This window comes from Vibrio minamisatsumaniensis, assembly GCF_050337445.1.
Classification (GTDB): domain Bacteria; phylum Pseudomonadota; class Gammaproteobacteria; order Enterobacterales; family Vibrionaceae; genus Vibrio; species Vibrio artabrorum.
On the sequence record NZ_JAKJSY010000054.1, the window covers coordinates 20,565 to 34,592 of the forward strand.

Here is a 14,028-nt window from a genome sequence, read left to right on the forward strand (position 1 = left end):
TTCTTGTCTCTTTTAAAGGATTAAACAAAATGTAACACCATCAATTAACACAGAAAAGTTATGATTTTGTGAGGAATAAAGTTGCCAATTGTATTTTCTATTGCTGTCTCAGTTAGACAAGACTACTCTGTCTTAATCTTTCACGAACAAAAAAGAACAAGTATAGATGAAAAGTGAATCCACCTACCCAATTGGTAAGCCCGGGCAAAAGTGGCAACAAGCGGAGCGTCAAGCATGGCTCGCTCAAAGAGCCGTTAAGCGTGAATATCAAAAAGAAGTCGTGCCCAAAATCCAAGCATTGGCAGACCGTTTTGACATAGAGCAATACGGTGCACTGAGCTACGATGAAGCTCGATTCCCGCTTTTTGCAATCAAAAGTAAAAACTGGGACGCATCAAAACCGACGATTCTCATCACAGGTGGTGTTCACGGTTACGAAACCAGTGGTGTGCATGGCGCAATCAAGTTCGCCGCAACTCAAGCGGAACAATACTCAGCACACTTCAACATTGTTGTTGCACCTTGTGTAAGCCCTTGGGGTTACGAAGTGATCAACCGTTGGAACCCAAATGCTGTCGATCCAAACCGCTCTTTCTACGACGATACGCCAGCAGAAGAGTCAGCCAACTTAAGAGCTTTAGTCGCTTCTTTACCAGAAGTTTTGGTTCACGTTGACCTGCATGAGACGACAGACTCTGATGAAACAGAATTCCGACCAGCACTCGCGGCGCGTGATGGTATTGAGTACATTGAAGGGATGATCCCAGACGGTTTCTACACGGTGGGCGATACTGAAAATCCACAACCTGACTTCCAAGCGGCAGTGATTGCTGCAGTACAAAAGGTAACTCACATTGCGCCAGCAGATGAAGACGGCAAGATCATTGGTTCTGAAGTTACCCAACATGGTGTGATTAACTACCCAATGAAGAAGCTTGGCTTATGTGGCGGTGTGACTGATTGTAAGTACGGTACAACCACTGAGGTTTACCCGGACAGCGACAAGGTAACAGACGAAGAGTGTAATGACGCTCAAGTCGCTGCGGTAGTCGGTGCTTTAGACTATGTTATTCAACGCGAGTTAAGCGCATAAGCGAATGCTAAGTGCTAAGTGCTAAGTGCTAAGTGCTAAGTGCTAAGATAGAGCCACATCACTGTAATGCCCGTAATATTTATTGATAGCTCTAATAAAAAAGCCCCGCTATCGAGCGGGGCAAGGTTATCAAAGTTAAAAGAGAGATCCGGGGCAAGGTGGCTCATGGCAGTGACACTGTTTTAAATTGCGAAACAAAAACCTAGGTTGTAGTCTTCACCATTCTTTGCCGTGAACTCTTTGTCTTCACTCGATGCATTCGGTCGACCGCTTTCATCACCTTTCACTAAGCTGACCCAATGACGGATACCCGAAGAGCGGCTGACCTCAGTTTGGCCAAAGGTGGTGCATGTCTCTAGTTGGATATCTTGAATGTCAACCAACTCCAGATGGCCTGTTCCTTTACGAGCACCAATTGTCACTTCAACGTGTGTACCACTCTCATCACGGAAAAGAATGGCCGAAGGTTTTGCCTTATCCCCTGTGTAAGCCACAAAGTGCTTAGCGCGTTTCAGACCTGTATGCTCACCGTTTTTGAAGTAAACCTGAACGTGTCGATAATCAATCTCATAGCTCACCGCGTCTTCGTGTGAACCCGCTTCTAAAGGAAATAGGGTATCAAGCAACTGTTTCGCCATTTTCTGTTTTTCGAGTTGCTTGTCTGCTTTCACCATTTCAACGGCAAAGACAGCTTCAGCAATAAATGTTGAATGGTTTCTGTGAAGTTCTGTTTTGTCTAGTGTCAGCATATTCATCGTCTTTCCCTCTTAAGGCTTTGAATGTCATGTAGGCCAAACATCCCGATTGACCCTTTTCAAAATGGTTTAGTACCGTGTGGTCTCTATGTATTTCATACTACCTTTATTTTTTAAATAATTTCACAACAAAAACTTCACACTGTAAATTTTACTAAATTGCTTTTTAAAACCCCGCCCCTGTGAATACCAAATGACGTCAGCAGCAAATGGGAAACGGATGAGATGAAAGCAGGCATCAATAAAGTACCACTGTTTTGATCATCATTGGGTTTCCCCTATTCTCCCCTGAAAAAGCAAAAAAAAGCCGCGCTATAAACAATTAAGCGCGGCACCTTGGCTCGGTTTAAAGGGACTTTCTTTTTTGTTATTTTCTTATTCGCTACTCATCCGATTGATTGTTCTGTTTTACTGCGTGATGACGTTGTTTTCATTAAAGCGCTTTTAACTTCAATCTCATGGCATGCAGCACTGGTTCGGTGTAACCGCTAGGCTGTGCACAGCCTTCGAACACCAACTGACACGCTGCTGAAAATGCAATGCTGTTTTCAAAGTCAGGCGCCATGTTGCGATAGTTCGGGTCACCCGCATTTTGCTCATCCACCACTGCGGCCATGCGCTTCATGGTTTTCATTACCTGAGCTTCCTCGCAAATGCCGTGACGTAACCAGTTAGCAATATGTTGGCTTGAAATACGCAGCGTCGCGCGGTCTTCCATCAAACCGACATCGTTAATATCTGGCACCTTCGAGCACCCTACCCCTTGGTCAATCCAACGCACTACATACCCCAAAATACCTTGGGTGTTATTGTCTAATTCATTTTGAATCTCTTGCGCTGTCAGCTTTTGATTGCCCAGTAGCGGGATAGTGAGAATATCATCGACATTGGCTCTCACTCGCTCACGAAGCTCTTTCTGACGGCTTGGTACACTTACCTTGTGATAGTGCAGCGCGTGCAAAGTCGCGGCGGTTGGCGATGGAACCCAAGCAGTATTAGCACCCGCTTGTGGATGTCCGATTTTCGCGTCCATCATCTTCGCCATGTTGTCTGGTTCTGGCCACATACCTTTACCAATCTGGGCTTTACCTTGCAGGCCACAAGCTAAGCCAAGATCAACGTTTTGATCTTCGTATGCGCCAATCCAAGTCATGGTTTTCAGCTGTGTTTTAGGGGCAAACGGACCCGCTTCCATGCTGGTGTGAATCTCATCACCGGTACGGTCTAAGAAACCAGTATTGATAAACACAACACGATCTTTAGCGGCACGAATACATTCTTTAAGGTTAACCGAAGTACGACGCTCTTCGTCCATAATACCGACTTTAATGGTGAAGCGTTCTAAACCTAGTGCATCCTCAATGCGACCAAACAATTCATTAGTAAACGCGACTTCTTCAGGGCCATGCATCTTAGGTTTTACGATGTTGATGCTATTCGCGGTTGAGTTTTGGTACGCGCTGTTGCCTTTCAAATCATGGATGGCGATGAGCGAAGTGATCATGCCATCCATAATGCCTTCAGGCACTTCATTGCCTTCGGCATCAATAATGGCAGGGTTAGTCATCAAGTGGCCGACATTACGGATAAACAACATACTGCGCCCTTTCAGTGAAATCTCACCCCCCGTCACGCTGGTGTAATGGCGATCTGGGTTAAGGTTACGAACAATGGTTTTGCCGTTTTTCTCTAGTGATTCTTGCAGATCACCTTTCATCAAGCCTAACCAGTTACGGTAAGCCAGTGCTTTATCTTCACCATCAACTGCAGCAACCGAGTCTTCGCAATCCATAATGGTCGTGAGTGCCGCTTCGACTAATACATCTTTAATACCCGCCACATCAACGCTACCAATCGGTGCGCTCGGGTCAATTTGAATTTCGATGTGCAAATTATTGTGCTTAAGAAGAATGCACGAAGGTGAACTGGCGTCACCTTGATAGCCAATAAACTGGTCGCTATCAATGAGAGTGACTTCTTCACCATTATTGAGGGTCGCTGTCAGCTTATTGCCGATGCTTACATTACTGATGCTGTATTGGGTGACGTCTTTATGGGAGACACCGTTTAATGGCGCGGCATCATCAAGGAACTCACGAGCATAAGCCACGACCTTGGCGCCGCGCACTGGATTAAAACTTCCGCCCTTTTCCGCGCCGTCACTTTCACTGATCACGTCCGTTCCGTAGAGCGCATCATAGAGGCTGCCCCAACGCGCATTGGCTGCGTTAAGTGCAAAACGTGCGTTCATGATTGGCACCACAAGCTGTGGCCCGGCTTGTGTTGCGATCTCAGGTTCTACACTCGCTGTCGTGACTTGAAAGTCATCGCCTTCAGGAACCAAATAACCGATCTGCTGTAAGAACTGTTTGTACTCTGCCGCATCCAACGTTTGTCCTACACGCTCTTGGTGCCAAACGTCAATTTGATGTTGAAGATCGTGACGCTTGATAAGCAAAGCGCGATTTTTTGGCGCCAAATCTTTAAGGATGGTGGCAAATGACTGCCAAAAGTCTTCAGCGACAATGCCTGTTCCAGGAATCACCTGCTCATTAATTAATTGGTAGAGGGTGCTATCAATGTTCAAGCTTCCCTGTTGAATACGACTGCCCATAAAATCCCTCTCAAACTAACGGATGACAACTCAATAAATTTACTTCACTCATTTAAACCTACTTAAATGACGAAAATTTATCTAATTTATGTTGTTTATATTGGTTATTCACAAAAGAAATACCATAAAAACGATGTTATCCCGTGACACCACTTTCGATTTCATTGGCGACACTTTTAATCAAACGACGCATCCACTGGTGGTCGGGATTGGTTTGTAACAATGGACTCCACGCCATTTTCACCTCAAAAGGCTCAATCGCAAATGGTGCGGGTTTTATCAACAAATTGGGGTTGTTGCGCTGCAGTTGCGCCGCTTTAGTCGGAATAGTCAGGATCAGATTTTTTTGCTGTGCAAAGAGAATGGCCGACAGGTAGTGTCGAGTAAACACCGTAATGTTACGTGTTTTACCGATACGCATTAATGCTTCATCAATCCACCCGAGCTTTTGTGCTTCGCTTGGGTTTATTCCCACTCCCGTTCCCATACCCGTCTTACTTACCCAAATATGTTGCGCCTTTAGATACGATAAAATATCGAAGTTATCGGCTATCGGGTTGTCACAGCTAAATAAACAAGAAAACCCGTCGTGCCAAAGGCTCATCTGATGAAAAGACTGAGGAATATCGTCAAATCGGTTGATTATAATATCCACCGTTCCTTGTTCCACATCCTGATAGCTCACGTCACTTGGCGTCATGATATCCAACCGTATTTTGGGGGCAATCTCACTCAACTTTTTAAGCAATGGCTGAATGAGGGTCGACTCTGCATAATCGCTTGCCATAATACGGAACACACGTTCGCTGTCTTCTGCGTTAAATTCCGTTGTCGGTTGCAACGTCTTTTCTACATTCGCCAAGATGTTTCGAACCAGTGGCTGCAACTTGTGTGCGCGTTCGGTCGGTACCATCCCTTCACTGGTTCTCACTAATAGCGGGTCTTCAAACAGATCACGTAATCGGCGTAGACCATTGCTCATAGCTGGCTGAGTAATACCCAACTGATTTGCGGCGCGTGTTACGTTTCTTTCACGTAGCAAGATGTCTAAATACACAAGTAAATTAAAGTCTATACGAGCAATATTCATAAAAAAAATACCGAATATAATAACTATAAATTAACAAAATTATCACATACATGGTTATTATTTGTCCATAGCAAAGTTTAATCCAAGCCAAGTTGGCAACCATACCCACGTGAAACTAAGGAATAGTTATGTCGCAAATTACACAAGATATCGAAATGATAGAAGTTGCTAAAAGCGCTGCAGGTGCTCCATGGGATGCAATCAATGCTGAATCTGCAGCTCGCATGCGAGCTCAAAACAAATTCAAAACCGGTCTGGATATCGCGCAATACACGGCAAATATCATGCGTGCGGATATGGAGGCTTACGATAAAGACAGCTCTCAATACACTCAGTCTCTGGGTTGTTGGCACGGTTTTATCGGTCAACAAAAGTTGATTTCTATCAAGAAGCACTTTGATGGCAAAACAGATCGCCGCTACCTATACCTTTCTGGTTGGATGGTTGCAGCACTTCGTTCAGAGTTCGGCCCACTCCCAGACCAATCAATGCATGAGAAAACCTCAGTTGCAGCTCTCGTAGAAGAGCTATACACCTTCTTGCGCCAAGCCGATGCTCGTGAATTAGGAGGCTTATTCCGTGAACTGGATGCCGCTCGTGAAGCAGGCGATGTCAATCTACAAGACCGCATCCAAGACAAAATAGACAACCACGTAACACACGTAGTGCCTATTATCGCTGACATCGATGCAGGTTTTGGTAACGCAGAAGCGACTTATCTAATGGCTAAGCAGATGATTGAAGCGGGTGCTTGTTGTCTGCAAATCGAAAACCAAGTAGCCGATGAGAAACAATGTGGCCACCAAGACGGCAAAGTAACGGTGCCACACGCTGACTTCCACGCGAAACTTCGTGCGCTTCGTTACGCATTCCTTGAACTGGGCATCGACAACGGCATCATTGTTGCGCGTACCGATTCACAAGGTGCGGGTCTAACAAAAGAAATCGCAGTAGTGAAAGAGCCGGGCGACCAAGGTGACATCTACAACTCGTACCTAGATGTTGAAGAGATCGATGTGGCTGATATGGCTGAAGGCGATGTTTGCTTCAATCGTGACGGCAAGCTGGTTCGACCTAAGCGTCTACCTTCAGGCTTATACCAATTCCGCCAAGGTACGGGAGAAGACCGTTGTGTATTTGACTGTATCGAAGCCATCAACGCCGGTGCTGATCTACTTTGGATTGAGACTGAGAAACCACACATCGGTCAAATCAAAGAGATGATGGATGGCGTTCGCGAAGTACACCCTAATGCGAAATTGGTGTACAACAACTCTCCATCATTCAACTGGACGCTAAATTTCCGTCAACAAGCATACGATGCGATGGTTGAAGCTGGTGAAGATGTTTCTGCATACGACCGCGCTAACCTAATGAGCGCGGAATACGACGAGTCTGAACTGTCTAAACGTGCTGACGACAAAATCCGCACCTTCCAAGCCGATGCATCTCGTGAAGCGGGCATTTTCCACCACTTGATTACTCTGCCTACGTACCACACAGCCGCGCTGTCTACTGACAACCTTGCGAAAGAGTACTTCGGTGACCAAGGCATGTTGGGTTACGTTGCGAATGTTCAACGTAAAGAAATCCGCCAGGGCATCGCATGTGTTAAACACCAAAACATGTCTGGTTCAGACATGGGTGATGACCACAAAGAGTACTTTGCGGGTGAAAACGCACTAAAAGCGGCAGGTGAAGCGAATACATCGAACCAATTTGATTAATCGCGAACACTTTGATTAATCGCTAACGCTAAAGCCTCCCCCGCCCTTCTCTCTTACTTAGGTAAGATCCGGGGGAAGGCTTTGAGATAAAGCTAAGACTGCCAGCTTTATCTCAAAGCCTCAGATTTGCGTTCCACACCACAGTTAACCGAACGACTTCTGTTTAAGCTAATCACACTTACGTTTGTTTAAATTCCTATTGATTGAGAGTGCCTATGACTTCGATACCGACACACCTACAAGATGCAAAAATACTGTTATCAGAAAACGGCTTCGCGATAGGTGATACTTGGTATCACGGCACATCTTCCGCCTTGCTCGCTTCAATTAAAGATCAGGGGCTAAAACGCTCAGGAGACAAAGCGCTCAACGAAGCCGCCTCAAAAACCATGGCGACCATCGGCAACCACTATACCGAATCGGTTGAACCCGTCTTCTTAACTCAGAGTAAAGAGCTGGCGTACTACTGGGCACAGCAAACCGTTCGCGAGCGCAGCGTTCGCTTCGATGGTGAAGAACAGCCTATCGTCTTAGCGGTAAACCTACCGGAAAAGCAACGAGCTAAAGTAAGACCGGACGTCGGTGCGATGAGCCTATTAATGATGAGTGTGGGTGAGCAATTCATGTCTCACCTTACTGACATCTATCAAGCCAACAACATTGCAGGCCCTGACATCGAGCTTCGCACTGCCGATCGCATGGAGTTCCTCAATAAACTCGGTATGGCCTACATTGATCAAGACATCAGCCGAGCTTGTGTTCAAGAGTTAGCAGAGGCTGAGTTGGCCGACTAAAACGTTCAATCAGTCCATCTTTTTTACAAAGAAAAATTAAAGTGAAAGTGAAGAACAAGCGCCAACACCACTAGGGAGCCTAAAACTCAATCATCGATGGCAACGGATTGACTAGACATCGATAATGAACAAAAAAACCTCAAATGTCTTTGAGGTTTTTTACATAAGGAGATTGGTTAAATTCTACGACTTATCATTCTCAATCTTTTGGTGACTAAACCCCTAAAACAACCCCTGTTTCTTGGTTTATCGAAACAGATTGCTCCACGCCACCTTTTCGCAAGGTAAAATTGATTACATCTGAGCGCCACTCAAGATCTGACATTCTGATCTCGTCGCTTTGCGTCAGGTTATGTAAAGTCGCCACTTTAAGAACCGCCTCTTGACTACGTAGAATCGTATAAGCTAAATCACTGGTTGCAGGATTATCGGGGGCATATCCCAACAATAGAGACGCAGAACAATCCGTGATCACCTGCTGATTAAACTCCGTTTGCTGTTCAATCGAGTAACACAAATCAATGGACTCTTTAAGTGTCACCTCATGGCAACTCGTCATTCTAGCTAAAGGTCCATCTAACGGGTTATCACAGCCTAGGGTCGATGCCAAAGAACGGTGTTGCCCTCTGACATGCCAAATCATATCCAGTTGTTGGCGGTGAGGGTTTTCCACGGTATTGAATTCAATCGCCGCATCCCCTAACCATAGAATTTGACGGCGAAATACAACGTCTTTGTAAGAGTCTAAATCCCATTGAACAATAGTATGGCTGTCAACTGTCGGTAACTCACCGCACCAATCGGCTTGCGTGTCTAACCACGTGTACTTTTGATCTTCTAAAAACTGGTTCACTGTCGGGTTTGCCGGCGGTTGATTCTTCTGATTAACGGCCAAGGTGTTGTGCGTGACGGTATTTTTATAATACCCATAATGCAGTTCTGCTCCATAACCTGTCGTTCCAAGGTCAGGGAGAATCTCTTTGCCATTACGCGTAATGATAATGCCCAATCGGTCATAATGATCATGCTCACCACCATAAGGAGAGTGTTTCACCAATAGCATATTGTCATACTCTTCATTATGCATAATGGTGATACCCGATTGCTCAGCATGAATAGGCTGGCATTTAAGTGGCTCAACCACTGGTAATTCATTCACACCGTACAACAGCGCGTCAATATTATTACGAGGTTTACTTTGATAAATGTTTTGCAACGCTGATGCAAATAAAGGATCTTTAAACTCTCGGTAGCCAAATTCGAATAAGTGACTATGAGTGAGCTTCTCTTGACCCGCAATACAATCGTTTAAGCGAGGAAAATCCCCCGTATTGATGAGTAGCTTGAGCGGGAATGCCAACATGGTATGAAAGTTTGGTACCGCTTGCAGTGAATACTCCGTCTTACATGCCAATTTTTCAAAATTCAGCAGCGCTTGTAACGCGTAATAGTGATAGTGGATTGAACCTTCAAACCACAACCCCTCACCTTTCACACCATGCTCTAGCTGATATTTCAAGCCATAAGGGGTATTCACTGAAAAATCGATAAATTTTTGGTCATCGAGAATCAAACCAATCACACCAATGGTTGCTGAGATTTTCATTTCATGATTATGAAGCTGATCCGCTCGATGCTGCATCAAGAACTCAGCCCCTTCGCGCAACAAACGCTGTTCAATAAACATTTGATCTTCAGCATTCAGTTGATCTTTAACGAAATCATAACCTCGAGCAAAATCAAGATTGCAATTCGCTTCACAAAGCGTTTGGGCGTTCGCTTTACCTGGACCGTTGTATGGAATGCCACCGTGCTCTTGGTAAGTTGGGTAATACTCTGCATAACCCAATAAGATCTCTCGAACTTTGTTTACATATTGCTTATCTTGAGTCACCTGCCAAAGCAAGCCTAAGTCATTACACGCTTTCGAATTCAGCCCATTAAGCCAGCGCCACCATGCCCCATCATAAGGTTCTCCAGTGAGTACCTCGCCATCCACAGGACACACATGTTCTGTAGGCCGATTTCTATCCCAGCTTAAACGTACTCCGTGTGTAGGACAAAAGTAGTACAGGTTCCAAGTAGCACGAGCATCTGGCGGCACCAACGTATCAGAGTTAAGCACAACTTGATTATCTTGGATGATCTGTTCGATGATATCTTGGCTAGTATTTTTACGAATGACCGCCATTTCTTGAGAGGTAAACTGCAACATAATGGATACCTATATTAAATCTTTAGATGGATGAAAATTGAAGTATTGTTTGGCGTTTTGATAACAGATGTTCTCGACACTCTGCTTAAGCAAAGACTCGTCATTGGGGATCAGTCCCTCATCAACCCACTGGCCAAGTAAGTTACATAGAATGCGACGAAAGTAATCATGGCGAGAGAGTGACAGCACACTGCGCGAGTCAGTCAACATTCCAATAAAGCGCCCCAAAGCGCCTAAATTAGCGAGGTCTTGAAGCTGTTTTTCCATGCCCGCTTTATGGTCATTAAACCACCAAGCGGAGCCAAGTTGCACTTTACCTGGCTGTGCATCACTGTCTTGGAAAGCCCCGATAATAGACCCGAGAACTGGGCTATCTTTCGGGTTTAGGCTGTATACAATGGTTTGCGGTAATTGGCGTTCTTGATCTAACAAGCTCAGTAATTTTCCTAAATTTTCCGCAATGGGGTTATCACTGATAACACTAAAGCCCGTCCCGCCACCCAACGCATCCAACCGGCGCTTATTCACGTTGGTCAACACACCAATATGAATTTGCATCGACCACCCATGCTTGTGGTATGCCTTACCAAGCACTTCAAAAACCGCCGTTTTAAACTGTGCAATTTCGTTACTATTCAGAGGGTGACTACGTTTGATCTTCGCTATGACTTGATCAAGCACCTCAGGATGATAGTGTGCAAAATCCACCACTTTTAACCCTAAGTCAGATAATCGACAGTTGTGCTGCGCAAAATAATCCACCCGAGAAGTGATCGCTTGAGCATAGCTGGTAAAGTCGACCACATTAATGCCCGTAATGGCTGCCAATGCATTGAGCATCTTTTGAAAGCCGCTTTGATTCTCAATTTCAATTAGACTATCTGCTCGGAATGTAGGCAAAACCGTTACTGAAAATTCTGAACGATGAAGCTTATCGTGATACATCAAATCACTCAGCGGATCATCGGTCGTGCATAACGTATCAACTCGACTCTCTTTAAGCAGAGCTTGGAACCGGTGAGATGCTTGGTTAAGCTTTTGATTACAGTGTTGCCAAATTACCTCACAATTTTCTGAATTGAGTAATAGATCAAGATCGAAGTATTTTTTCAGCTCCAAATGACACCAGTGGTACAACGGATTACCAATAAGATACGGCATGGTTTCACACCACTTTTGGAACTTTTGATAGTCACTCGCATCACCCGTAATATAATGTTCATCAACGCCATTACTGCGCAATGCACGCCACAAGTAGTGATCGCAACTCAACCAAGCTTGCGCAATATTAGCGTATTGGCGATTGTCATAGATCTCTTTGGCATCAAGGTGATTGTGATAGTCAATAATAGGAAGTTCTGCCGCATACTCGTGATATAAACGCTTGGCAGTGTCTCCTTGCAATAGAAAATCTGTATGTATATACGCCATAATTCAAAGTCTTATATAAACGTGGGTTGATAACCGTTAGGAAAAATTGAATAAAAAAGCCAGCCTAATTAGGCTGGCTTTATCAAACCAAACGCTAGTGTTAGCCCAAAATTGAACGAACGTAATCTGCAATGTCTTGGTTTTGACAGTTGTCAAAGAAACATTGTTGGAAGCGAGGGCTGCCGACCGCTGTTTTCACAAGTTCTTGATCAATAGCGCGCAGTGAATCAATAAAGTTATCTTTCACTACTGCTGCTTTTACGTCATTAAGCAGTGCTGCATTGCGTTGCTGTGGCTCAGCTCGCTCTAATGGGTAACCTTGACCACGCTCACCTGTGAACGCTTTTTCAAAGATGTAACGCACGTTTAGCTCACCAGCCCAACCAAAACCTTTCGCGAAAGCAAGCGAGATAGCATTGCCGTTGTTGATTTGGTTAAACAAGAATGCATCAGACGGCTCTAAACAGTACCCACAAACCACACCTGGGTGTAAGTTCAGTGACATCAACGCACCTTGACCAGTTCCACATCCCGTTACAACGAAATCCACCGCTTTAGAGTTAATCAGGATGCTCGCCATGATACCTAGGTGGATGTAAGTTAAGTGATGATCGTTTTCATCGGTCATGCCTAGGTTGAAAACATCATGGCCAAGACCACCCGCAACTGACTCAAGCTCTGCAGATACCATTGCATTTTTGCCCGCTTGGCTGTTTTCCATCATTAGTGCGATTTTCATATACGTTCTCCCGCAGCGTTGCTGCAAATTTAAAAAAATTGAGTCTGAAACTATCAATATTAAAATTCAGTGTTTAAACAAAGGCTTTACGCATCGGCGTAAAGTTATCCATTAACACGCTGGCTTTTGGCAAACATGTCTTTTCTATTCTTACGTCGTAACTTTGCACTTAGCGTCATCTTTGTATAAGCGGAAAATGGTTCTTAGATTCATCCCTATCACTGATATTTCCATCAGTGTTCCGCCAATTGAACCAATAATTAGGTTGTTGATAAGCCAACAGAAAGCCCCTAATAAAAAGCCGACTCTCAGCGCGATACCGCTCAGTCTAAATATTGAGTACGTTCCAATAATCGATCCGGCCAAAGGTAGAAACTAATACCAATGCTGCGCAAAGCTTATGCCGCCGCTGATAGCCAGAACCACAAATAACCCGGCCGCCCACAACGATTTTGTATACATTGATGTGCAAGTTCTGAGCGCAGATATCAATGCACCGATTGCCGATGTAATGGAACCCAATAATAAAAAATGAATAAGATGGTTAATGTTCAACAGCAACATCACCACTTTGAGCTTTTTGTCATCTTTCTGGTAAAAGGTCGATAACCCCAGAAAAAAACTGAATAGCCCGACTGCCTGCGCAAAAAAATCACTAACCATCTTATAATACTCAGTTAGCGAGCTAACCAACCACCATCGACGGCAATGGTATAACCATTAATATAGTCTGATGCTGGTGACGCTAAAAATACACATGGGCCAGCAACATCTTTCGGTGTACCCCAGCGATCAGCAGGGATACGCTCAAGAATCGCTTGGTTGCGCTCTGCGTCTTCACGTAGTGCTTGAGTATTGTTGGTTGCCATGTAGCCAGGTGCAATCGCGTTGACATTAATATTGTCGCTTGCCCACTCGTTCGCCATTGCACGAGTGATACCCATTACCGCACTCTTAGATGCGGTATAAGAAGGTACACGAATACCGCCTTGGAAAGAGAGCATTGATGCGATATTAATGATCTTACCGCCGGTGCCTTGCGCCTTAAACTGCTTAGCAACCGATTGAGACATAAAGAAAACTGTTTTGGTGTTGATGTTCATTACGTCATCCCAGTTCTGCTCAGAAAACTCAATCGCGTCCTCTCTGCGAATAATACCGGCATTGTTTACAAGCACATCAATACGACCAAATTCAGTAAGCGTTTTGTCGATTATTCCAGGAATATCTTCTTGGTTAAGAAGGTTGGCACGTACGTCTAAAAACGTATGACCTGCCGCATTCATTTTTTCAATCGTCTCTGTTGGTTCAACATAATTAACGCCAACCACTTTACAACCCGCCTCAGCCAGTCCGATTGCCATACCTTGACCAAGGCCTGTATCGCAACCCGTCACTATCGCGACTTTTCCTTCTAAATTGAATGACCCTAATATCATGCTTACTTCCTCAATTATGTTCCGTTTGCGGCGCTTCAATTAATCCTGCCACTTAATTTAGTCATACAATAAAACATAAATACCTTTCTGACAATTATTTTTGAAACGACATTTCAAAAACAATCATAAAT

At 44.6% G+C, this 14,028-nt stretch carries 10 protein-coding genes and 1 pseudogene; 3 read left to right on the forward strand and 8 right to left on the reverse strand.

Annotated features, from left to right (window positions below; all coding sequences use genetic code 11):
- Positions 1-166: 166 nt before the first annotated feature.
- Positions 167-1,093, forward strand: a complete 927-nt coding sequence (locus L4B77_RS13095) for a M14 family metallopeptidase (RefSeq protein WP_429750926.1) — start codon at positions 167-169, stop codon at positions 1,091-1,093.
- A 182-nt stretch (positions 1,094-1,275) separates the two neighbouring features.
- Here the strand turns inward: L4B77_RS13095 and L4B77_RS13100 are convergent, their stop codons facing one another.
- The 3 genes from L4B77_RS13100 to L4B77_RS13110 form a co-directional block, all read right to left on the reverse strand.
- Positions 1,276-1,848, reverse strand: coding sequence for an aldolase/citrate lyase/malate synthase family protein (locus tag L4B77_RS13100; protein WP_429750928.1), 573 nt, complete (start codon positions 1,846-1,848; stop codon positions 1,276-1,278).
- 433 nt (positions 1,849-2,281) lie between these two features.
- Entirely contained in the window at positions 2,282-4,462 is a 2,181-nt protein-coding gene (locus L4B77_RS13105; RefSeq protein WP_429750930.1) for a malate synthase G, read from the reverse strand.
- Between the two features lie 136 nt (positions 4,463-4,598).
- Positions 4,599-5,552, reverse strand: coding sequence for a LysR family transcriptional regulator (locus L4B77_RS13110; RefSeq protein ID WP_429750932.1), 954 nt, complete (start codon positions 5,550-5,552; stop codon positions 4,599-4,601).
- Positions 5,553-5,680: 128 nt separating this feature from the next.
- Between L4B77_RS13110 and L4B77_RS13115 the strand changes: the two genes are divergently transcribed.
- Complete coding sequence (locus L4B77_RS13115) at positions 5,681-7,279, forward strand: isocitrate lyase (RefSeq protein ID WP_261840653.1); 1,599 nt, start codon at positions 5,681-5,683, stop codon at positions 7,277-7,279.
- 215 nt (positions 7,280-7,494) lie between these two features.
- Positions 7,495-8,073 (forward strand): hypothetical protein, encoded by a 579-nt coding sequence (locus tag L4B77_RS13120; protein WP_372041070.1) that lies wholly within the window; start codon positions 7,495-7,497, stop codon positions 8,071-8,073.
- 214 nt (positions 8,074-8,287) lie between these two features.
- On the opposite strand, the gene L4B77_RS13125 is transcribed toward L4B77_RS13120, so the two are convergent.
- The 5 genes and pseudogenes from L4B77_RS13125 to kduD form a co-directional block, all read right to left on the reverse strand.
- Entirely contained in the window at positions 8,288-10,288 is a 2,001-nt protein-coding gene (locus L4B77_RS13125; protein WP_429750935.1) for a heparinase II/III domain-containing protein, read from the reverse strand.
- Between the two features lie 9 nt (positions 10,289-10,297).
- Complete coding sequence (gene uxaC, locus L4B77_RS13130) at positions 10,298-11,722, reverse strand: glucuronate isomerase (protein WP_429750941.1); 1,425 nt, start codon at positions 11,720-11,722, stop codon at positions 10,298-10,300.
- 97 nt (positions 11,723-11,819) lie between these two features.
- Positions 11,820-12,458: an RpiB/LacA/LacB family sugar-phosphate isomerase gene (locus L4B77_RS13135; protein WP_429750937.1), complete on the reverse strand. Its 639-nt coding sequence runs from the start codon at positions 12,456-12,458 to the stop codon at positions 11,820-11,822.
- Between the two features lie 150 nt (positions 12,459-12,608).
- A pseudogene (locus L4B77_RS13140) lies at positions 12,609-13,121 on the reverse strand (YgjV family protein).
- A 14-nt stretch (positions 13,122-13,135) separates the two neighbouring features.
- Positions 13,136-13,897 carry a 2-dehydro-3-deoxy-D-gluconate 5-dehydrogenase KduD gene (kduD, locus tag L4B77_RS13145; protein WP_429750939.1) on the reverse strand — a complete coding sequence of 254 codons (762 nt, stop codon included), beginning with the start codon at positions 13,895-13,897 and terminating at the stop codon, positions 13,136-13,138.
- Between the last annotated feature and the right edge of the window lie 131 nt (positions 13,898-14,028).

Coding starts and splice junctions, on each gene's coding strand:
- L4B77_RS13095 (WP_429750926.1), top strand. CDS start 167: ATGAAAAGTGAATCCACCTACCCAATTGGTAAGCCCGGGCAAAAGTGG.
- L4B77_RS13100 (WP_429750928.1), bottom strand. CDS start 1,848: ATGAATATGCTGACACTAGACAAAACAGAACTTCACAGAAACCATTCA.
- L4B77_RS13105 (WP_429750930.1), bottom strand. CDS start 4,462: ATGGGCAGTCGTATTCAACAGGGAAGCTTGAACATTGATAGCACCCTC.
- L4B77_RS13110 (WP_429750932.1), bottom strand. CDS start 5,552: ATGAATATTGCTCGTATAGACTTTAATTTACTTGTGTATTTAGACATC.
- L4B77_RS13115 (WP_261840653.1), top strand. CDS start 5,681: ATGTCGCAAATTACACAAGATATCGAAATGATAGAAGTTGCTAAAAGC.
- L4B77_RS13120 (WP_372041070.1), top strand. CDS start 7,495: ATGACTTCGATACCGACACACCTACAAGATGCAAAAATACTGTTATCA.
- L4B77_RS13125 (WP_429750935.1), bottom strand. CDS start 10,288: ATGTTGCAGTTTACCTCTCAAGAAATGGCGGTCATTCGTAAAAATACT.
- L4B77_RS13135 (WP_429750937.1), bottom strand. CDS start 12,458: ATGAAAATCGCACTAATGATGGAAAACAGCCAAGCGGGCAAAAATGCA.
- kduD (WP_429750939.1), bottom strand. CDS start 13,897: ATGATATTAGGGTCATTCAATTTAGAAGGAAAAGTCGCGATAGTGACG.